Genomic DNA, 20,864 nt, shown 5'->3' with positions numbered 1-20,864 from the left:
CCGAAATGCGCAGGAGGACCGCCGCGCCTCGGATGGTGTGAGCGTTGACACATCGACGAATTTATTCTAGATTAGTTTTATTCGTTCGTGGCTTAGATGCGTCTCCGAATCGAGCAGGGTCGGCAACTATTTGCATGCGTAAGAGCACTCTGATCGTGAACTTTCGCCGACCGCCTACGCGCAAGTTGGCGCCGGGCGTTCGCGAAGAATGAAGGACGCAGGGGACTGGGTCCCGAAGGTCTGGGAATCTCCACACGCGTCGGCCTCGGGGTGCCGTTGCGACCGTAGTCAGAAGCCGAGAAAGGTAGTCCGATGAGCGTGGCCATCATTGCCCGATTCAGTAAGAAGCCCTGTAAGGAAGCGCAACAGTGCCGGTAGCGGTGCCCATCCGGTTGATGTGTCCGAGTTGGTGCTCGGTGATGTCTGAACAGGCGCGGAGGTAATTGTGGGAGTCGAGGTATCCGTCGAGGGACTGACCAAGTCCTTCGGCACGCAGAGGATCTGGCAGGACGTGTCGTTGACCCTTCCGGCCGGTGAGGTTAGTGCGTTGCTCGGGCCGTCGGGCACGGGTAAGTCGGTGTTTTTGAAGTCGCTGATCGGTCTGCTCCGTCCGGAGCGGGGGTCGATCGTGATCGACGGCACCAACATTCTGGAGTGCTCGTCGAAGGAGTTGTACGAGATCCGGAAGTTGTTCGGGGTGCTGTTCCAGGACGGTGCGTTGTTCGGATCGATGAACCTGTTCGACAATGTGGCGTTCCCGTTGCGGGAGCACACGAAGAAGTCCGAGTCCGAGATCCGCAAGATCGTGATGGAGAAGATGGAACTGGTCGGTCTGCTCGGGGCCGAGGACAAGCTGCCGGGTGAGATTTCCGGTGGTATGCGCAAACGTGCCGGGCTGGCGCGGGCGCTGGTGCTGGATCCGCAGATCATTCTGGTGGACGAGCCGGACTCGGGTCTGGATCCGGTCCGCACCACCTACATCTCGCAGACGTTGATCGACATCAATGCGGAAATCGATGCCACGATTCTGATCGTGTCGCACAACATCAATCTGGCGCGGACGGTGCCGGACAACATCGGCATGCTGTTCCGCCGGCAATTGGTGATGTTCGGCCCGCGGGAGGTGCTGCTCACCAGCGATCAGCCGGTCGTCAAGCAGTTCCTCAACGGCACCATGATCGGCCCGATCGGGATGTCGGAGGAGAAGGACGACGCGACCATGGCCGCGGAGCAGGCGATGGTCGACGCCGGTCATCATGCCGGTGGTGTCGAAGACGTCGAGGGCATCGTCCCGCAGATGAAGGCGACGCCGGGGATGCCGTACCGGCAGGCCGTCGCCCGTCGGCAGGAACGGGTCCGACACATCATGCACACCCTGCCGGAGCACGCGCAGACCGCGATCCAGCAAAGCTTTGACGAAACACTGTTTCCTGCTGACGATTCCAATACTGAGGTCATTCCTCTTCTCTATGGGCGAGCTGAGGAGTCGCGACGGGTGCTGAAGCCGTGACCCGGCCGTCTAAAGCCTTTCGGCACGTGACTGCACGTAGGAGCGTGGGCGACGTTCGGTCACAGTTCGCAAATCTGCTGTCCCCTCACGATCTGCATCGTCCCCGGAGACTGAACGCACGATGCGATTCATTGTTCAGTTTCGCTTGCCCATAGTTGGCACGTCTGGGTAACATGATACGCAGAACGGTACGTGTATCACAGTAACGCCAAGAAGTGACGCTCGACACTCAAGCCTAACTCGGTGAACGAAGTCGTTGAGTCTGCCGGAGGCGGCACGAAGCCTCAGTCAACTCTTCCCGAGGTGCCGCTGATCGGACGAACTATCGGCGCGAAAACGAAAGCAAGTTGCGCCAACCGCGGCGAAATCGTCGTGCGCTAATATGCGAGGAGAGATCGATGGGGACGCTGGCATCCGCCGAGCTTCCACTGAAGCATCATCAGCGAGGTTCGACAACCGAAACAGCTAAAGGCGGACACGGAAACGCACGCCCTCCGCTGGTACAACGAGCGGCGAGATACTTCAAAACGGCGCCAGTCCGCAGCCTGGAGACGCTGGGCAGGCTGGTGCATCTGGTCACCGAAGTATTGCGCTACACCGTTGTTGACACGATCAAGCTGCGTCTGCCCGTGCACGAGATCGCGAATCAGATGTGGCTGCTGTTCAAGGTGACGGCGCTGCCAGCGTTGCTGATGGCTATCCCGATCGGCGCCGAGGTGTCGGTTCAGGTCGGTGGCATCATGAATCAGGTCGGTGCCAGTTCGCTCGCGGGCGCGGCAAGCGGACTCGGTGTCGTCGGCCAGGGTGCACCGATGGCGGCGGGTCTGCTCATGAGTGGCGCGGCTGCCTCGGCAATCTCCTCCGACCTGGGCGCACGGTCAATCCGTGAGGAAATCGACGCGATGCGTGTGATGGGCGTGGACCCGGTAGAACGTCTGGTGATGCCGCGATTTTTGGCGATGCTCCTGATCTCTCCGATCCTTTGCATCATCATCATTTCGACCGGTGTCGCCGCAGGCCTCATCATCTCCGTGAATGTCGCCGACGTCGTACCGGGCAGCTTCTGGCAGTCGTTCGGCGCATTTACCTCTCCCACGGACCTAGCGTTCTCGGTGTTGAAAGCGTTCCTGTTCGCCGCAATCGTCGTCTCAATAGCGAGTCTGCGAGGACTCGAGGCGAAAGGCGGGCCCAAGGGCGTTGCGAACGCCGTCAACGCATCAGTGGTGCTCAGTGTCTTCTGCATCTTCATCACAAATCTGTTGGTCAGCCAGCTGCAGCTTATGTTCTACCCGACCCGATTGGCCTGATGAAATGAACGCTCCTTCAAAACACCGTCCGGTTCCGTCGGTCATGTTTCGGCCCTTCAGAGCGGCCGGGCGCGGCATATCAGGAATAGTGCACGAGATCGGCCAGCTGGTGGTGTTCGTCTGGAAAGTCGTCACCTCCCTTCCCAAGACCATCAAGCATTACCGTCAGGCCACCTGGAAAACCATGAACGACATGGCCTGGGGCAGTGGCTCATTAGTCGTAGACGGCGGCGTAGTCAGCCTAATGTTCTTTCTCGGTGTCGCGGTCGGCGCCGTGGTCGCCATCGAGGCGTTCCTAGCGCTTGACCTGCTCGGTTTCGGTCCCCTCACAGGCATCATCGGATCATTCGGCAATATTCGCGTTATCGCGCCGATTATCACAGGAATTGGTTTTGCTGCACAGGCCGGATGCCGCATGACAGCAGAAATTGGCGCCATGAGAATCTCTGAAGAAATCGACGCCACGGAAGCTATGGGCCTGCAATCAATCCCATTCGTCGTAGGCACCCGACTCATTGGAGGTCTGTTGGTGGTCTTGCCTGGCTACCTAATGGCGCTGGTGGTGAGCTTCTTCGTCGGCGGTGTAATCGTCAAAACTTTCGAAGGGCAACCACACGGAACGTACGACCACTACTTCGCGCAATTCCTGAACTGGCCGGATCTGGGAGCATCGGTTCTCAAGACAATTACGTTCTGCATCGTTGTTACAATCATCCATTGCTACTACGGGTATTTCGCCAGCGGCGGTCCGGCCGGGGTCGGGTTGGCATCAGGCAGGGCGATTCGGGCGAGCCTTGTATTAATCGTGGTACTGAACTTCTGCATGACGGTGGCGCTCTGGGGTCTGAGCCCGGTGTTGACCTTCAAAGGATAAAACAATGAGCAAACCGAGGAATCAGGACTTCATTCGTGGGTCCGATGAGCACCAAACGCGAATAGTCAACCTTGCCGGCGGTAGCGCCATAGTGCTGGTGGTGATCGTGCTTGTAACGGCTATCTGGATTCGTCCGCTTCTGACCAAGCCCGACGGATTGCGCCTCACGGTCGAAACTCCTCATGTCGGGCCAGGCGTGGCCGAGGGCACCAGGGTGATCTTGCGAGGTGCCGAGGTCGGTGAGGTTACGTCCGTCGAGAAGACAGACCAAGACAAGGTACTTATCCACTTGTCTCTCAAACCCGGCGAGGTCAAGGGTTTGACAGACTCCATGGACTTGGATTTCCGCCCGCTGAACTATTTTGGGGTCTCCGCCGTCAATCTGGTGGCCAAGGAGGGGGGCAACACCCTGAGCTCCGGGGAGGAACTCCAGCGCACAGCGGTCGGTGACTACACAATGTCGAGACTGCTCGAAGAGGGGTCACACACTATCGATGGCACCCTGACCACGAGCATGATCGCTACCTTGAACAAGGTCATCCGGTACAGCGACGGAATGACGCCGCTGATCCAGACCGGAATTGTGCTGGCTGACGAAGTGGCGAGAACGCAACGGGAGATGCCGAGCGCGTTGCTGTCCCGGGTAAACGACATCCTGGACGTGATGCCAGCATTCAGCGATCAGGCAATCCAGGCATTTTACCTCCTCTTCGACACCAAGTTCAACAAGAAGCCGGATGGTTCGTTCGGTGTCAATGATTTGATGATGGACCGGGGTGCCGCAGGACTTGACCTGGCCTCGAAGAAGCTGTTCGGTTCGGCCGGCATTCTGTTGGCATCACACTCGACTGAGTTGACTCCGCTCACGGAGATCGCGCGGGCGTTCGCCACAGCGCTGCCGAACCTTCTGGACAACGGCACGGCCCTGGGCAAGCTCGCGAGCCTGGTCGATCAGTACAACAACGTGTTTTCCGCGAACGGCGACAAAAGGGTCCTCAACCTTCGCGTCGTGCTCGACGACCTTCCGTCCTTGGCCGCGCCACTGAGTGCGATGGCCGGCGCAACGGCACCGCAGCAGGAAGTGGCGCCGCGATGAATCCACGTATGAAGCTTGCGCTTACGGTGCTCAAGTTGGGTGTGGTGGCAGTTGTCGCTGCACTGTTGTTCATCATTGCGGTCAACGCGATGAAGAGCCCCGTCGACGGCGAAACGCGAGAATATACTGCACAATTCACCGATGTGTCGGGACTGCATGAGAATGGTGACGTCCGAACCAAAGGAGTGCAGATCGGCAAGGTGACTTCAGTCGAGCTCGAAAGCCAGGACGATCACACCGTCGCTCGGGTCACATTCACACTGAAGGAACCGTACGACCTCACGGACACAACGGAGCTCGCGGTCAAATACCAGAACCTGACCGGCGCTAGGTACATCGAGCTAACGGTACCTGACAATCCGGGAACACCGGTCACTCATCTCACCACTGCCAATACCAAGCCATCGTTCGACATCACGCAGCTGTTCAACGGCTTGCAGCCCGTCTTGACCACCATGAGCACCGACGAGATCAACGACTTCACGGAGAACGCGATCTCGCTATTGCAGGGTGACGGCGGAGGACTCGCGCCGATGCTACAAAGCGCGGACAAACTCGCCGCTATGGCACGCGACCGTCAACAGGTCCTCTCGACATTGACCGCGAACATGGCGCGGATCGCCGACACAATGGGCAGTCGCTCGCCCCAGGTAATGGACTTTCTGGACTCGCTCAACTACTCGATAGAAGAGGCGATGACAGTTCTCGACAAGTTCCAGAAGACATCCGTGTTCGGCCCTCAGTTCATGAGGCCGCTGTTTCGATTGACCGAGCAAATCGGACTAACACACGAGATGAATGTCGACCAGATGCTGGCAGACGCGTTCGAATCTCTACCGGCAGCGGCGAATGCACTGCGCTTGCTCCCCGCCTCGATCGCGGGTCTCCAGTTACCGCAGTTGTCGGCGGCCTCAGGCAACACATCTTGCACCAACGGGGTGGCCACATTGCCGACCACCGTCCAGGTGCTTCTCAATGGCAGTGAGGTAGTTGTATGCAACGCACGATAATGGCAGCACTCAGCCCTTTCAGGCGAATCGTCGGGGGGCCCCGCCAGGAGCTGACCCTCGGCATTGTGGTTGTGGTTGTGGTTGTGCTTGCGTTGACGGCGACAGCGATGGTGTACATTAATCCGCCAGGCCGTAAGACGATTTCGTTCGAGACGACCGACGCCGCTGCAATCGAAATCGGTGACGACGTCCGAGTTGCAGGGATCAGCGTCGGCCAGGTCACGGCCCTGTCTATCGAGCCATCGGTCGTGAGGGTTACCGCCGAGGTCAAGAGGGACGTCTCCATCGGTACCGACTCTCGAATTGACGTTCGAATGTTGACGCCGGTCGGCGGGTACGCAGTCTCGATCCTTCCGATGGGCGGCAAAGACCTTGGTTCGGGCATTATTCCAGTTGACCGCGTAAGTGTCCCGTACTCTATCGCCGATGTTCTTCAGGCCGCGCCGACCGTCACCGATAAAGTGAGCGGCGACACGATCGATGCAAATATCGATCAGACAGCAGATGCCCTGCAGCGAAATCCGGGCTCGCTTGCCACGATAATATCGGGAATGGACAGCATCGCGACTGTGATGGATCACCAGCGTGAACAGATCCGTGACATCGTGAATATGGCGGCACAGTATATGCAGACATTCAACCAACGGCGTGACTTCGTATTCGACTTGATCCGTCGAATCGAGGTGGTTTTGTCGACCTATCACAATACGCACGCCGGTTTCAACGAGGCCTATGCGCTCCTCGGCGAGTTCTTATACCGTCTCGTTCCGCTAGAACAGTTTTATCTTGCTCATGAACCTGAGATGCGTCCGAAGATAGAGCAATTGCGCGATTCGATCGGCGCCTTCCAGCAGGACTTCGGTCCCGCCATCGACCAGCTCCAGCAACTCCGCGACCGGCTGGCTGCATGGCTGACGCCCGAGGGAATCGCCCAGATCGGTGGCGGAACCATTCTGGCCTCGAGTATCTGTGTTCCTGTTCCCGGAGGGACCTGCTGAGATGCCACACACCAATCGGAAGCTCGCGGCTGCCGTGGCCGCCTTTGTCGCGAGTGCACTTGTCGTAGCGGGAAGCCTGTACCTGGTATCCAGCGACACAAATGACAGCACATCCGCGTTCTGCGCAGAAATGCCAGACGCGCTCGGCGTGTACCCCGGCAATCCAGTGACCCAGATGGGTTATCGCGTGGGAAGAGTCGACACCATCGAACCCGCAGGTGACCACGTGATCGTGAACTTCACACTGGACCCGGGACGTGAATATCGAGCGGACGTCCAGGTTGTGACTCGGTCGAAATCTCTACTCGCTGACCGCAGCCTCGAACTTGTCGGCAACTATGACTCCGGCCCGCACCTCGAGCCCGGGACCTGTATCCCGATGGACCGCAGCTTCACGCCGAAGAGCATCTCCGAAATTGCCGGTTCGGCAGCAGACTTCGTAGACGCAATGTCTCCCGCAGAGGGCGATAAGAGCCTGGCCCACGCGATCGGCAGTCTCGATATGGAGTTGCGCGGGCAGGGTGACAACGCACGTGCAATGTTGGAGCACGCATCGGCTGCCGCAGCAAGTCCAGATCAACTGGTCTCCGATATCGGTTCGAGCGTTCTCAATATGGCGCCCTTGACTGAGGACGCACTGCACAACTGGTCGACCGTGAGCTCGCTCCTGAACCAAATGCCGGATGTGGTTGCCGAGGGACTCGACCTGTGGCCAGGCGTCACAAAGCTCGTCGATGGCACCGGATATCTCATTGCGGTGTTGTACAGCATTCAGGACCACTACGGTGATTTGCTGTGGCCGACGGTGCATGGGCCTGTTACCGACGCGATCCACCTAGCCGCGACGCGGTCCAAGGATCTTGCGAGTCTCCTTGATTCCCTTCCGTCGGTGACGACCGTGCTACAGCAACAGTTCGGACGTCCGGGTGGACCGACGATGACCTATCAGCCGATGACGGTCGACAATGGGTCCGGTCAACAGGTTGCCATGACCGGAATTCTCGACAGACTCCTAGTAGAGGGCGTTCGATGAGCCACGCCAAACGATGGAAGCGCGGGTTCGGCGCGATCACGCTGGGTCTTGCAGTCGGTTTGACCACATCGTGTTCCCTGGGGCCGAAGGACCTGCCATCGGTGCAAGGCGGTGTCCGAGACGGCTACGCCATCACAATGCAGTTCGCAAGTGCTCTCAACCTTCCCGACGGCGCCCACGTAACGCTCAACGGGCTGAGAGTAGGACAGGTCGGGGCCGTGGATGTGCAGGGCCCGGTGGTTGTGGTGACCGTTAACGTGGCAGGTGACGCCCGCATCCCCACCGACGTACACGGAGTCATACGCCAAGACACGCTGCTCGGCGATACGTACATTGCACTCGAAACAAATCAGAACACGACCCAGTCGGAGTATTTGAAGCCAGGCATGCTAATTCCTGCGGCACAGACCACATCGCCGCCGCAACTGGAGGACACGATGGCGGTGCTCGCCTACTTCGTTAACGGCGGCAGCATTCAAAAGGTCCAAGACACAATGAAACGACTCAACAACGTAATGCCGCCGCAGCAGGATGTGAGAGCGATCGCGTCAACAGTCGCGGTCGATCTGCGCGACCTGTCGGACAACCTCAGCGAAATTGACCGGACGTTGGACGGCATGAATGCGACAGCAGTCGCAATGGATAACAAGTCGGATGCGCTCTCCGTCATGTTCGAAGGCGACGAGAACCATACAGGCACCTACTACTGGCGGAGCTTGAACCAGCGATTCATTGGTCATCTGAGCGTCGTGCTGCCTAACGTGGGCAGTGTCTTCGAGGGCGGACAGTGGCTGGTTCCGATGCTGAATTCTATTGCCGATGCGGGACAATCGATCCGCAATGTGTGGGACGAGGGTCCGACTTCGGCGGAGAAAGTGGACAATTTTATTCGCACAACACTTCTTCCGTTCGCAAAAGATCCTCAGGTCAATATTAAGTCGATCCAGGCAGCGAACGGAGATCAAGTTCTGGTTGATGTCGAGAACATTCTGCGTATGCTCGGGGCAGTGAAATGATTTTCACAAAGACGCGCCTATCCGTCGTGGGGATGCTTGCGATGGCCGCAGCATCGTTTGCCTACATGGGAGATCTCGGGCTGAACATCTCGCCGTTGCAGAAGGTCAACGAGGCCACCATGACGGTGGCCGACACGAATGGTTTGGTCGTCGGTTCGAGAGTGCTGCTACGCGGAGTGCAAATCGGACATGTGACCGCACTGAACGCGTCTGCAAACGGTGTTGAACTCGAGTGGAACTATGACCGGAACTACGAGATCCCGGTCGAGAGCACCTTCCGCGTTGACAACATGTCGGCGCTCGGCGAGGGGTACATCTCTATCCAGAGCGGCTCTTCGGAAGGTCCCTTCCTCGAGAATCGTTCGGTAGTGAACTCTTCGCGGGTAAGTCAGCCCACTTCGTTCCAGGACTTCTCAAAGCGACTCACTTTGATGTTGGAGCAGGTCGACCCCGACCGGGTGCGGGAGATCTTTGCCAGTGTTGATGTTGCGTTGCCCGAGGATGCCAGGGTACTCAACAACTTGAGCCGAGCCGGCGAACTCTTGGCGAACGAGATCATCACCCGCAGGGGCGATCTCAACAAACTGTTGCAGGTAATGCAACCGCTACTTCAACAAAGTGCGCCGGTGCCGTACGCGCTCAATGGAGTAACGCCCAACATCGTAGACTTCGGCCAAGGGTTCGCGAATGTCATCAACCGCTATTTCGACGCTGTCGACCTGGGATCCCTCCCGGATGGCATTACCTACGGAGTGGAGCCCTTTCTCAACGAATCGCAGGCGTTTCTCGACAAGAACGTGACGGATCTGCACGTGATCGGCAGCGACCTGCTTCCGAGCATGACTGCTGCAGCAGCATCGCTCCGGACAATCCCGATTTCAGATCTGCTTACGAATGCTCTCGCGGCGGCAGATGCGGGCGATGCGATCACGCTGCACCTCCATGGCTTGGAAGGAGGCTGAGTTTGCATCCACCGAGTTACCTGGAGCGCCATCAAGTTAGCCGATAGATACAGAGGCATTGGGAACATGATCATTAGAACTGAAGCTAGAACAACCGAACAGCAGGAAAGTGAAGAGTCGGCGGGCGTCCAGAGCCGCGAGGGTGTTGTTCGCCGGTACAAGCCGGGGGCCTTTGCAGGCCGCTTGCGAAATGGCGACCGAGTCATCCGGGTCCGGTCTTTCATCGTCACCCTCGTGATTCTTGCAATGATCGGGTCGATCGGAATCCTCGCGTGGCAGCTCCATGCGAAAACCCACGACCTGGACAGCCTGCGTGACAATGCGGACGCCCGGTCGCATGCAGAGCAGGTGGCTCTCGACTATTCGGCCGGTGCCGCACAGATGGATTTCCGGGATCTCGCGTCCTGGCGTTCGCGCTTAACCAGTGGCACCAGCGATGAATTGGCGGATCGGCTGACACACGCAGCATCGTCCATGGAGCAGATCATCACGCCGCTGCAATGGGTGTCTACAGCGAAACCGGTGGCAGCAAAGACAATTTCCGAGAACAACGGTTCGTATACCGTGTCTGCCTTCGTTAGCGTATTGACAACAAACAGTCAGGCGCCCGACGGAATCGATTCGACTGCCACTTATCAGTTGACGGTCGACAGCCGCGACAACTGGAAGATAACCGACATCGGGGGAGATGATGCGGCGCTCGGCGGTGCGGGTACTCCACCGGCCTCTTCCTCGCCAGGTGCCCCGCCGTCTGTGGAGACGCCGCCGGCGCCGACATTGCCTCCGCGGTAATCTGGTCACAGCACTGCGCAGTGGATCAGCTGCTTTAGTCATTGATCAGTTGTTCAGCTCGACGGTCAACCGGCAAGCAGGGGCACTTACGGTCGTCTCCACGTGCGGTCTGCTGTGTCGAGACTGGGATGAACGTCTTCGGCCCGGACTGATTCGATGCGCTATGCGGGGTCGGAAGCCCGAAATTGTTCAGCCTGTCCGACCGCCGCGAGATCAACGGAACGTCGCCCATCCCGACCGAACACGATCTGACATTCTCAGCCAAAATCCTGACCACACCTGCCGATTCTTTGGCTGGCGAGGGGGTGGCCGACATCAGTCATGCGGGACGTCGGATCTTGCCCGTGGGATTCACTTCGCCGAACTCGCGTTCGAGCGCCGACAGTTCACCGTATCGAGAATCCAGCGTGTGATCTGCCGCTACATCAGCTGGGAACAAGAAGCCGCAAACCAAGAATTGCGCGTCAGCAAGACGCTGATCGGTATGAAGGTTTCACCGAACCCGCTGGAAATGGTGAACCGGACGGACGCCATCGTCACGCGCCGAGCGGCACGGCCGACCGCACAACGGCACGTGATCACTGAGCCAACGCGATGCACAGGCGTGACCTCGAACAGCAGAAATTGTTACTATATTACAAAGCGTGTCAGGTGTATTATTTAGCGGGTTGCGGCTCAGATAGGGCAGATCCGCAATCAGCAACGGAGCGGGACTTTTGAGGAGACAATCATGAACCCAGTTGTACTGAGCGGCAAAGTCGCCGTCGTCACCGGCGGAGGCCGAGGAATTGGAAGGGCGACCTGCGAGGCACTCGCGCGCGAGGGCGTACGAGTCGTCGTCGCAGACCTCGACGGAGCGGCTGCCGCGGCCGTCGCCACCGGGATCGGCAAGAACGCCATTAGTCGGTCACTCGATGTTTCCAACCGTGAGCAATTCCGCTCTGTTCTCGATGCCGCCGAACAGCACTTTGGTCCGCTCGACATTCTCGTCAACAACGCCGGTATCATGCCGGTGGGTTACTTTGTCGACGAAACCGACGAAATGACAGACCGCTTGGTCGACGTCAACTACCGCGGAACCCTCATTGGTATGAAGGAAGCAATAAAGCGCATGAAACCGCGTGGCACCGGCCATATTGTCAACCTGGCGTCGACCGGTGGGTGGTTGCCCGCTCCGGGCGTCGCCACGTACGTCGGCACAAAGCACGCGATCGTTGGTCTCACCGACAGCGTGCGTCTCGAGCTCACGGGCAGCGGTATCAATCTGTCGTCGGTGGGCCCTGGGATTGTCAAGACGGAACTGGCCGCGGGACTGCAGGAGATGCGTGGGATGCGCGGCGTTACACCAGAAGAAGTCGCCGATGCCATCATCGACGGCTTGAAGCGAAAGCGTCACGCTATCTTCTCGCCTGGTGTGGTCGGAATAGCCGCCCACGTCTACGGAGCGTTGCCATACACACTCCGTTCTTTGCTGTTTCGCGTGACGAAGATCGACCGTCTAGGCCCCCAAATCGATCAAGGGACCCGGAAAGAGTACGAGGCGCGCGTCGTGGCCAGCATCGCCAGCTCCGCGACAGACGCTGAATCTTCACAACCGGGCGTCTGAAACCGTCATCACCGGCCACACCCGGTGGGGGAAATGCCATCGCCCCTCTAAGTTTGCGCGTTGCGGGAGTCGAACTCTCCATCGAAACGATTGCTTGAGCCCAGTGGCCATCTGTGATTGGCAAACGATTTTTATGCTGGGTTCACGATTGCAGTGACGTTGTCAATCAGTGACGAACATCGGGCGGAGCTCGGGCGGATGGCCGGGTCGACGCGCTGCCGCACCGGAAGGTAGTCCAGCCGCGGGCATGATGCGGTCGGGTGACGGGATAGCCAGTGCCGACGTTTCCCGAAACGGCAAAGCAGTTTTGGAGTCCCTGCGGCGCTGGCGGTCTCGCTCTTGATGTCGCGGTCCATTTGTGGGCGTGCGGTCGCGAAGTGCGCCGCCAACCGATTTTGCCGACCGGCGCCCCGGAGGTGCTGCATTTGACGCACCATATGCATCCGGCGGTGGTTCGACGCAGTGGAGCACCGGCCGATGCTGTGCCGCCCGCGTCGGGATCGGTTAGTACTCCGCGGAATTTGGAGACCACAAACTCAAGCCCTGGCGGGTCACGATCGTCTCGGCCACGAACCTCATTTCGAGGCTTCGCATATCGTCGATTCTGTTGGGCTGTAACCGATCCGCCCGCGCGGGCGGTGGTGCTCTCGTTCGACGAGATGCGCAATGACAGGCCTCCGACCGCACCCGGCCGTCGCTACCCTGAGGCTGTAGCTAGGCCGTACCAGGACAGTGATCATGACTACGAGCGAAACGCGCTGTTCCGGTCGAGACGCGTGCACTATCTGTATTCGATACTTTCGATTATTGGACGCAAGGTGCGTTCGCCGGCGAATTCGGAGTCTTTGGGTGCTGTTGAACGGCGCCTCCTCGCCTTCGAGGGCGCTGTTGAAGTCCTCGAGCGGCTTGACCGTAACGACAAACCGATTTGCAATCGGCGTGACCCCGACGAATTGGCGGAACCGACTGCGGCGCTCACCACCGTCGACGCGGTGGGCGTGCGGCGGAGATATCGTGACGGACGACTCATAGCGAGGCTGGACTCGACAGGGGACGGACGTATGAAGCGGCGGTGAGGGGTGTGTGGCCTTGCAAGTCCCCGCAACCAGATTTCCAGCTGACGGCGCTATGGCATTCTGGGGTGCGAACGCCGACGAAATCTCGTCTACGGCATCACAAGGCAATCCTGTTGGCCATGGCATGGTAAGCCAAAGTGCCAGCTCCCGAGGCCGATCTGTCTGCTATAGCTGGCGCTGTATTGCTGCGGTTTAGTGTACGAATATAGATTAACGCGATTTGAGCGATGGACTTTCGTGTGCACTTGCAGTCAGCGATCCGGGTAGTGGCATCAGTATGGGCCGGGGCGCACGGCAGGCCGTGGGTAGGAGTCCCCGGCGGAACCAGAGCCAGGATTTCGTCGTACGAATGGCGGCACTGCAGTGCTCGGGTGCCACCGTCTGTGTCCGTAAGCTCCGCGTGAAACTGTACGAGCGTGGGACAATCTCCCGCCTTGACCCCTGCTAGTTTTAATCTACTATAAAATATAGGCGAGCAGTTCAGCGAGAGACGATCACTCACGCCGAGCGCGGGGCGGCACGGGATGGGATGGCTGAACCTGCCGCTGTCAGTGGTCGCACAGACATGTTTGGTGAGGGAGCTATGGATATCAACGGTAAATCCACTCTGGTGACGGGCGGAGCGTCCGGACTCGGGCTCGCGACAGCTCGCCGGCTGATCGACCTGGGCGCCTCGGTCGTCATCGCTGATCTTCCGTCGTCTCAGGGAAAGGAAGTCGCGGCATCGCTCGGTGAACGCGCACGATTCGTTCCTGCCGACGTAACTGACATCGGCGAAGTCGAGAACGCCGTTGCGGAGGCATCGCTCGGATCGCCGCTCCGAGCGCTCGTGCACACAGCCGGCCGTGGAGGCTCGGTCCGGCTTGTGAACAAAGACGGCTCGCGGGGTGACGGTGACTTGTTTGCCACTATCGTGCGCACCAACCTCCTCGGAACTTTCAACGTGTCAAGTGTTGCCGCCGCAAGCATGGCCGGAAACGAGCTGATCGCCGGCGAGCGTGGCGTGATGGTGTGGACCGCGTCCATCGCTGCCTTCGAGGGGCAAATCGGACAAGCCGGATACGCCGCATCCAAGGCAGGCGTCGCAGGCCTGACGATCTGCGCAGCACGCGACCTTGCTACAAAGAACATCAGGGTGTGCACGATCGCGCCGGGCCTAATGGATACCCCGATGCTTGCAGGATTGCGTGACGACGTGCGCCAGTCCCTTACAAGTGGGGTTCCCCACCCGGCGCGACTCGGTGAACCGGACGAGTACGCCAAGCTGGCGTGCTCGATCATCGACAACGGCTACCTGAACGGTGAGACCCTCCGGCTCGACGGCGCCAACCGCATGGCACCGCGATAACTGAGGCCGACCACCACTACCCCTTCACTGATCAGGAAAGTCGAGATGAAACGCAAGGTTTTCACGGACGAACACGACGCATTCCGGCAGATGGTACGAGGGTTCCTCGAAAAGAATGTCGTACCCAACTTCGAGAAGTGGGAAGAGCGGGGCGCTCCGCCGCGCGAGTTCTACAACGAGGTTGGCGGGCTCGGCATTCTCGGAATCCAGATCCCGCAAGAATACGGAGGAAGCGGCGAGCAGACCTACAAGTACAGCGCCGTCCTCACCGAGGAGACCCTGCGCGCGAAGCTCGGCCTGGGGTCGCTGCGAGTTCACATGGACATCGTGCTGCCGTACCTGCTGAAGTACGCCACTGCGGAACAAAAGCAACGATGGCTTCCCGGTGCCGCCAGCGGCGACCTGATCACCGCAATCGCAATGACCGAACCTGGGACCGGATCGGACCTCGCAGGCATTGCGAGTACCGCTACCCGCGACGGTGACCTCTACGTGCTGAACGGGTCGAAAACCTTCATCACCGGTGGCGTCAACGCAGACTTGATGCTCGTCGTCGCACGGACGGCACCGGTCGATCTGGAGAACCGACGCGCGGGCCTGAGCATCCTCGTCGTAGAAACCTCGAGCCCCGGATTCGGTGTGGTCCGCACCCTGTCCAAGCTGGGGATGAAGGCGCAGGACACCGTCGAACTGTACTTCGACAACGTGCGGGTGCCGGCTGCGAACCTGTTGGGCGAAGAAGGTCGTGCGTTCGACTACCTCGGCCACAATCTCGCCCAAGAACGGCTGTCGATCGCAGTGGGATCACAGGCTGCCGCAGTCGCCGCCTTAAACGAAACCACCACCTACGTCAAGGACCGCAACGTCTTCGGCAGGCCGCTGTCGAGCATGCAGAACACGAAATTCATTCTCGCCGAATGCGCGACGGAGATAGAGGCGGGGCAGATGCTCGTCGACAGGGCGCTCGACGACCACGACCAAGGCGAACTGAGCGCCGTCGACGCGGCCAAGGTCAAACTCTTCTGCACAGAGTTACAGGGCAGAGTGGTCGACAAGTGCCTGCAACTGTTCGGCGGATACGGATACATGCTCGAATATCCCATCGCCCGTCTCTACGCCGACGCCCGGGTGACCCGAATCTACGGCGGAACCAGCGAAATCATGAAAACGATCATCAGCAAGTCGCTGGGCTTATGAATCTCCCTGCCACAGGAGGACCGCGATGACAGCAGTTGAGCCAAACACGCATGCCCCAGTCGTGCTCACCGAAGTCACAGACGGCGCACTGGTGATTACCATCAATCGGCCCAGCGCACGGAACGCGGTAGATCTGGAAGTCGCAGAGCGAATCGAGTCGGCGCTCGCGGAACTGGACCGGCGGGACGATCTGGTCGTCGGCATCATTACCGGAGCCGGCGGCACTTTCAGCGCCGGAATGGACCTCAAGGCGTTCGTACACGGAATCCGCCCGGCCACACCCCGGGGCGGCTTCGCCGGTTTCGTCGAGAACCCACCACAGAAGCCCCTGATCGCCGCAGTCGAGGGCTATGCCCTGGCAGGCGGCTTCGAAATCACACTGGCCTGCGATCTGGTCGTGGCCTCATCGGCCGCTGTCTTCGGCCTGCCAGAAACCAAACGGGGTTTGGTTGCCGCCGCCGGGGGACTGCTCCGGTTGCCCAGGCTGATCCCCGAACGAGTCGCACTCGAGTACGCCTTGACCGGTGAGCACCTCACCGCCGACCGCGCCCTCGAACTCGGACTGATCAATCGGCTAACCGAACCGGGCGAGGCGCTGGCCGGAGCGTTCGAGCTGGCCGGACGGATCGTGGCCAACGGTCCGCTCGCCGTGCGCGCCACCAAACAGGTGTTCGTACAGGCGCGTGACTGGTCCACCACCGAGCAGTTCGATCGCCAACGAGACATCACCGGTCCTGTCTTCGCGTCCTCCGACGCACGAGAAGGTGCCCGGGCGTTCGCGGAGAAGCGGACGCCGAAGTGGACCGGATCCTGAAGACCCACACATCGATCGACCCCCCACGACGGCCAGAGGGTGCCGTCGCGACCGTAGTCAGAAGCCGAGAAAGGTAGTCCAATGAGAGACGCCGTCATTGTCGATGCAGTACGAAGCCCCGTAGGGAAGCGCAACGGCGCCTTGGCCGGCGTCCACCCGGTTGACCTGTCCGCCATGGTGCTCGAGGCACTCGCGGCCCGCAACGACCTCGATCCCACCCTGGTCGAGGACGTGATCTGGGGCTGCGTGTCGCAGGTGGGTGAACAGAGTGGAAACCTGGGCCGCTTCGCCGTGCTCGGAGCCGGCTGGCCGGAGGACATCCCCGCGGTGACCATCGACCGTCAGTGTGGTTCGTCGCAGCAGGCAGTCCACTTCGCCGCCGCAGGTGTCATGTCGGGTCAGTACGACATCGCGGTCGCCGGAGGTGTCGAGCTGATGAGTCGCGTGCCGATGGGTTCACCGCGGCGGGCAGGGTTCGGGGAACCGTACGGACCCAAAGCTCTTGCTCGCTACGACGGAATCGAGTTCAACCAGGGAGTGAGCGCGGAGACCATCGCCCGCCGCTGGGGTTTCAGCCGCACCGATCTCGACCAGCATGCACTCGAGTCGCACGCCAAGACCGCCGAGGCGATCGATGCAGGCCGCTTCAAGAACGAAATCGCTCCCATCGAGGTGACGGGTGAGGACGGAACGTCATCGGTCGTCGACACCGATGAGGGTGTGCGGCGCGGCGGCTCGCTCGAGTCGTTGGCCAAGCTCAAGCCGGCATTCTCCGAGGACGGAGTCATCACGGCCGCGAACTCCTCGCAGATCTCCGACGGCGCTTCCGCACTGCTCATCACGACCAGCGAACGTGCACGTCAGCTGGGATGGAAGCCGCTCGCACGACTGCACAGCTTCGCGCTGGCCGGTGTCGACCCAGTGCTCATGCTGACCGGTCCGATTCCGGCGACGGAGAAGGCCCTCGGTAAGGCCGGGCTGGGCATCGCCGACATCGGTGCATTCGAGGTCAACGAGGCGTTCGCGAGCGTATCGATGGCCTGGCTGGCCGAGACCGGTGCCGACCCGACCCGTCTGAACCCGAATGGTGGCGCCATCGCCCTGGGCCATCCGCTCGGCGCCTCTGGTGGCCGCTTGATGACCACGCTCGTCCACCACATGAAGGCGAACGGAATCCGATACGGGCTCCAAACGATGTGCGAGGGCGGCGGCATGGCCAACGCCACGATCCTCGAACTCCTCAACCACTGAACAAGCCGGAAAAGGACCACAGACCGTGCCCGACATCCTCTACGAGGTCTCCGACAACGTCGCATTCGTGACACTCAATCGCCCCGAGAACCTCAACGCAGTGACCACCGCCATGTGCGACGCACTCATCGACGCCTTCGACGCTGCCGACGCCGACGACTCGGTGCGCGCCGTCGTGGTGAAAGGATCCGGGCGCGCGTTCTGTGCTGGGGCGGACCTCTCCTCCGGGGGGGACTCGTTCAACCGGACAAACGGCGAATCAGGTCCGCCCCGTGATACCGGTGGGCGAGTAACCCTGCGCATCTTCCGCTCCCTCAAGCCCGTCATCGCTGCGATCAACGGGCCGGCCGTGGGATTCGGTGCGTCACTGACTCTTCCAATGGACATCCGGGTCGCCGCGGACTCGGCGAAGATTGGGTTCCCGTTCACAGCTCGTGGCATCGTTCCTGACGGCGCGGCAAGCTGGTTCCTCCCGCGCGTCGTCGGACCGAACCGTGCCCTTGACTGGGCGATGACCGGGCGAGTGTTCCGGGCCCAGGAAGCTCTCGAAGCCGGGCTGGTGCGCAGCCTCCATCCCGCCGAAGAAGTCCTCGCCGTCGCCACCGAGATTGCGCAGGAAATCGCACGAAGCGCCGCCCCGGTATCCGTCGCGCTGACGCGCCAACTGCTGTGGCAGATGATGGGCGCCGACCACCCGATGGTCGCGCATGAGATCGAGTCCGCGGCGATCGCGTACACCGGATCGGGCCCGGACGCCGCAGAGGGAGTCAAGGCCTTCCTGGACAAGCGTCCCCCGGTGTGGACACTCAACCCGGGCTCCGACCTTCCGGAATGGTTCCCCTGGCGTCCCGAACCCGGCTACGAAGGCATTGAGTGTATACCGCCCAGCACGACTCGATACAGATCAGAACTCGAGTCATAGACCAAGACGGCTTCGTCCAGATAATCACGGCAGTAATCGTATTCATACGCAAGCAGAGGACTTCGCCGAGCAACAGATCGACGAGGCCGACGCTATCGCCGAGTACATCCATTGCGGTGCCTCTGTTCGGGCGTGCCCTTCCCGAGGAGTACGGCGGGCATGGGTTGAAAATACGAGAAGACGTACAGCTCGCAGTGGAATTCGGCCACTTAGTCCTCCGGTCTCTGTTCGGGACGAAACCACGGCATCGCGGACCGGGGTGTAAAGGCCCTCGGGTAGATGCGGAACGCCCCCCGACCGAGCGGATCCATCGCGATCCCCATATGTAACGGATCTACGAAGCAACCATGAAGTGCAGAAGCTGATCATCGGCCGAGCATGCTATGAGAAGAGGGTTTGACGAATGTCTGAAATTGCATTGGCTCCGGAATTGCTTGTCACAGAGCCGGGCTTGGTAGCAGGAAAGGTGGCCGTCGTCACCGGAGCCGCTCAGGGAATCGGTTACGAGATCGCCGCGGCGTTGTCCAAGCACGGCGCGAAGGTCATCATCGCCGATCTCGACCAGGCCAAGGCCGAGATCGCCGCGGAATCGCTTGGTGGCGGGGATGTGGTGGCTCTTGCATGCAATGTGACCGACGAAGACGCGGTTTCACGGGTAGCCGACAGCGCTGTGTCACAGTTCGGATCACTCGACATCTGGGTCAACAATGCCGGTATCACCCGCGACAACCGGATGGCGAAAATGTCGCTCAGCGACTTCGAACTGGTCGTCAACGTCCACATGACCGGCACCTGGCTCGGTGTGAAGACCGCCGGCGCGATCATGCGCGAGCAGGGGCGCGGCTCGATCATCAATATGTCTTCCCTGTCGGGAAAGGGCGGTAACTTCGGCCAGACCAACTACAGCGCGGCAAAGGCCGGCATCGTGGGCATGACGAAAGCATCCGCGAAGGAACTCGCGAGCAGGGCTGTTCGTGTCAATGCGATCGCGCCCGGACTCATCCGCACACCCATGACCGCAGCGATGCCTGCCGAAGCGTTCGCGAACCTGGAATCGACGATTCCGATGAAGCGCGCCGGGGAACCGCATGAGGTCGCGGGTACGGCACTGTTCCTCGCCTCGGATCTGTCGAGCTTCATGACGGGCGCAGTCCTCGAGGTCGGCGGCGGACGACTGATGTAGGACGGCGAGAGTCCACCACTCTGTCATCGAAGTGGTTGCATCTGAGCCAGTCTCGGGACCTGGATACGTCGTCTCTCTGCGTTGATCTGCGTAAGCCGTTGCAACGAGGGAGCGATGGCCAGGACAGTGTTGGGTTAATCCAGCCCCGCCCGTACGGCCAGCTCACCGACGGCCGCGATCTTTCCCGAGGAGCCCATCATCTCCTTATCGCCATTTGATGTGAATCATGGCCGCTTCAAAGCTCGTTCACACTCCGAACGCCTTTACCAAGAGGACTGATGCAGGAAACCGAACGGACTGCGAGCCCTCGACTGGACGGCAGTAGCCAAAGTCGCAGGGACGGGCGACGGCTAAGGCTCGTCACGTCGCCAGCCGATTTCGCGGCAGGGCTGCTGTGGTCGGATCCGACTCCAATTCCGGCACCCCGGCCAAGCTTGACCGGACGATTCTCGACGACGGAGGAAGGTTCATGTCGGTACATCCATCGACCGTGGAGTGGGAAAGTAGCGCCGAACAGTTGATCAGTGCGCTGTGGAACGGTGATGTCGACATCATGTACAAACGCCAGAGGAGCCACTCGCGGCACACAGTGGAATCGACCAGCTTCGATGACTTCATGTTTACGATGCGTAACGTTGTTGCCCTGAACTGGTCGACTATCAACACGTCATCCCGCATATCCGTGCGGAAGCGGGCGCTAGCGTGATCAATGTGGCCTCGATCGGAGGCCTCGATGCTGGTACGGGCATTGTGGGAAACGTCCCGGTCACGTACTCGCATGCTGTAGCGAAGGGCGCCCTACTTCGACTGGCCGCATGTATGGCCATCTCCCTCGCGCCCGACGGAGGAAGTATCACGAAAACCGGCAC

The 20,864-nt window shown here is 60.2% G+C and carries 17 protein-coding genes and 1 pseudogene; all 18 read left to right on the top strand.

The features are described 5' to 3' along the window. Positions 1-445 precede the first annotated feature (445 nt). Complete coding sequence (locus JQT59_RS34810) at positions 446-1,510, top strand: ABC transporter ATP-binding protein (RefSeq protein ID WP_213574187.1); 1,065 nt, start codon at positions 446-448, stop codon at positions 1,508-1,510. Between the two features lie 398 nt (positions 1,511-1,908). Further along, on the top strand, positions 1,909-2,817 hold the full coding sequence (locus JQT59_RS34805) for an ABC transporter permease (protein WP_213574185.1): 909 nt from the start codon (positions 1,909-1,911) through the stop codon (positions 2,815-2,817). A 43-nt stretch (positions 2,818-2,860) separates the two neighbouring features. After that, entirely contained in the window at positions 2,861-3,691 is an 831-nt protein-coding gene (locus JQT59_RS34800) for an MlaE family ABC transporter permease (RefSeq protein WP_249354694.1), read from the top strand. 4 nt (positions 3,692-3,695) lie between these two features. Next, the gene (locus tag JQT59_RS34795) at positions 3,696-4,787 is read left to right on the top strand and encodes an MlaD family protein (protein ID WP_249354049.1); all 1,092 of its coding nucleotides are present in this window, start codon (positions 3,696-3,698) and stop codon (positions 4,785-4,787) included. Positions 4,788-4,795: 8 nt separating this feature from the next. Next, a complete protein-coding gene (locus JQT59_RS34790) occupies positions 4,796-5,797 on the top strand; it encodes an MlaD family protein (protein WP_249354047.1) in 1,002 nt (333 codons plus the stop codon). Further along, the gene (locus JQT59_RS34785; protein ID WP_249354045.1) at positions 5,782-6,795 is read left to right on the top strand and encodes an MlaD family protein; all 1,014 of its coding nucleotides are present in this window, start codon (positions 5,782-5,784) and stop codon (positions 6,793-6,795) included. Before JQT59_RS34790 ends, JQT59_RS34785 begins: the two co-directional genes overlap by 16 nt. A gap of 1 nt (position 6,796) precedes the next feature. After that, positions 6,797-7,114: pseudogene (locus JQT59_RS38585) on the top strand (MlaD family protein); the annotation flags it as partial. A gap of 60 nt (positions 7,115-7,174) precedes the next feature. Then, positions 7,175-7,828: a hypothetical protein gene (locus tag JQT59_RS37470; protein ID WP_249354043.1), complete on the top strand. Its 654-nt coding sequence runs from the start codon at positions 7,175-7,177 to the stop codon at positions 7,826-7,828. Then, positions 7,825-8,844, top strand: a complete 1,020-nt coding sequence (locus JQT59_RS34775) for an MlaD family protein (protein ID WP_213574177.1) — start codon at positions 7,825-7,827, stop codon at positions 8,842-8,844. Before JQT59_RS37470 ends, JQT59_RS34775 begins: the two co-directional genes overlap by 4 nt. Before the next feature lie 41 nt (positions 8,845-8,885). Beyond that, positions 8,886-9,806: an MlaD family protein gene (locus JQT59_RS34770; RefSeq protein WP_213574175.1), complete on the top strand. Its 921-nt coding sequence runs from the start codon at positions 8,886-8,888 to the stop codon at positions 9,804-9,806. A 66-nt stretch (positions 9,807-9,872) separates the two neighbouring features. Beyond that, the gene (locus JQT59_RS34765) at positions 9,873-10,598 is read left to right on the top strand and encodes a hypothetical protein (RefSeq protein ID WP_213574173.1); all 726 of its coding nucleotides are present in this window, start codon (positions 9,873-9,875) and stop codon (positions 10,596-10,598) included. 730 nt (positions 10,599-11,328) lie between these two features. Then, the gene (locus JQT59_RS34760; RefSeq protein WP_213574171.1) at positions 11,329-12,204 is read left to right on the top strand and encodes an SDR family NAD(P)-dependent oxidoreductase; all 876 of its coding nucleotides are present in this window, start codon (positions 11,329-11,331) and stop codon (positions 12,202-12,204) included. Positions 12,205-13,863: 1,659 nt separating this feature from the next. Continuing rightward, complete coding sequence (locus JQT59_RS34755; RefSeq protein ID WP_141471495.1) at positions 13,864-14,628, top strand: SDR family NAD(P)-dependent oxidoreductase; 765 nt, start codon at positions 13,864-13,866, stop codon at positions 14,626-14,628. 45 nt (positions 14,629-14,673) lie between these two features. Then, entirely contained in the window at positions 14,674-15,825 is a 1,152-nt protein-coding gene (locus JQT59_RS34750; RefSeq protein WP_213574169.1) for an acyl-CoA dehydrogenase family protein, read from the top strand. 25 nt (positions 15,826-15,850) lie between these two features. Further along, the gene (locus JQT59_RS34745) at positions 15,851-16,639 is read left to right on the top strand and encodes a crotonase/enoyl-CoA hydratase family protein (protein WP_213574167.1); all 789 of its coding nucleotides are present in this window, start codon (positions 15,851-15,853) and stop codon (positions 16,637-16,639) included. Positions 16,640-16,720: 81 nt separating this feature from the next. Next, complete coding sequence (locus JQT59_RS34740; RefSeq protein ID WP_213574165.1) at positions 16,721-17,890, top strand: thiolase family protein; 1,170 nt, start codon at positions 16,721-16,723, stop codon at positions 17,888-17,890. 25 nt (positions 17,891-17,915) lie between these two features. Continuing rightward, on the top strand, positions 17,916-18,812 hold the full coding sequence (locus JQT59_RS34735; RefSeq protein WP_213574163.1) for an enoyl-CoA hydratase-related protein: 897 nt from the start codon (positions 17,916-17,918) through the stop codon (positions 18,810-18,812). A gap of 403 nt (positions 18,813-19,215) precedes the next feature. Beyond that, positions 19,216-19,995 carry a 3-oxoacyl-ACP reductase FabG gene (fabG, locus tag JQT59_RS34730; RefSeq protein ID WP_213574161.1) on the top strand — a complete coding sequence of 260 codons (780 nt, stop codon included), beginning with the start codon at positions 19,216-19,218 and terminating at the stop codon, positions 19,993-19,995. Positions 19,996-20,864: the final 869 nt, after the last annotated feature.

The organism is Rhodococcus sp. USK13 (assembly GCF_018343855.1).
Classification (GTDB): Bacteria; Actinomycetota; Actinomycetes; order Mycobacteriales; family Mycobacteriaceae; genus Rhodococcus_F; species Rhodococcus_F oxybenzonivorans.
Note: the sequence above shows the minus strand (reverse complement) of the source record. Positions and strands in the feature narration are given on the sequence as shown.

Bases quoted from the DNA above. Each gene is read 5' to 3' on its own strand.
- JQT59_RS34805 (WP_213574185.1), top strand. From the start codon at position 1,909: ATGGGGACGCTGGCATCCGCCGAGCTTCCACTGAAGCATCATCAGCGA.
- JQT59_RS34800 (WP_249354694.1), top strand. From the start codon at position 2,861: ATGTTTCGGCCCTTCAGAGCGGCCGGGCGCGGCATATCAGGAATAGTG.
- JQT59_RS34795 (WP_249354049.1), top strand. From the start codon at position 3,696: ATGAGCAAACCGAGGAATCAGGACTTCATTCGTGGGTCCGATGAGCAC.
- JQT59_RS34790 (WP_249354047.1), top strand. From the start codon at position 4,796: ATGAAGCTTGCGCTTACGGTGCTCAAGTTGGGTGTGGTGGCAGTTGTC.
- JQT59_RS34785 (WP_249354045.1), top strand. From the start codon at position 5,782: ATGCAACGCACGATAATGGCAGCACTCAGCCCTTTCAGGCGAATCGTC.
- JQT59_RS37470 (WP_249354043.1), top strand. From the start codon at position 7,175: ATGGACCGCAGCTTCACGCCGAAGAGCATCTCCGAAATTGCCGGTTCG.
- JQT59_RS34775 (WP_213574177.1), top strand. From the start codon at position 7,825: ATGAGCCACGCCAAACGATGGAAGCGCGGGTTCGGCGCGATCACGCTG.
- JQT59_RS34770 (WP_213574175.1), top strand. From the start codon at position 8,886: ATGGCCGCAGCATCGTTTGCCTACATGGGAGATCTCGGGCTGAACATC.
- JQT59_RS34765 (WP_213574173.1), top strand. From the start codon at position 9,873: ATGATCATTAGAACTGAAGCTAGAACAACCGAACAGCAGGAAAGTGAA.
- JQT59_RS34760 (WP_213574171.1), top strand. From the start codon at position 11,329: ATGAACCCAGTTGTACTGAGCGGCAAAGTCGCCGTCGTCACCGGCGGA.
- JQT59_RS34755 (WP_141471495.1), top strand. From the start codon at position 13,864: ATGGATATCAACGGTAAATCCACTCTGGTGACGGGCGGAGCGTCCGGA.
- JQT59_RS34750 (WP_213574169.1), top strand. From the start codon at position 14,674: ATGAAACGCAAGGTTTTCACGGACGAACACGACGCATTCCGGCAGATG.
- JQT59_RS34745 (WP_213574167.1), top strand. From the start codon at position 15,851: ATGACAGCAGTTGAGCCAAACACGCATGCCCCAGTCGTGCTCACCGAA.
- JQT59_RS34740 (WP_213574165.1), top strand. From the start codon at position 16,721: ATGAGAGACGCCGTCATTGTCGATGCAGTACGAAGCCCCGTAGGGAAG.
- fabG (WP_213574161.1), top strand. From the start codon at position 19,216: ATGTCTGAAATTGCATTGGCTCCGGAATTGCTTGTCACAGAGCCGGGC.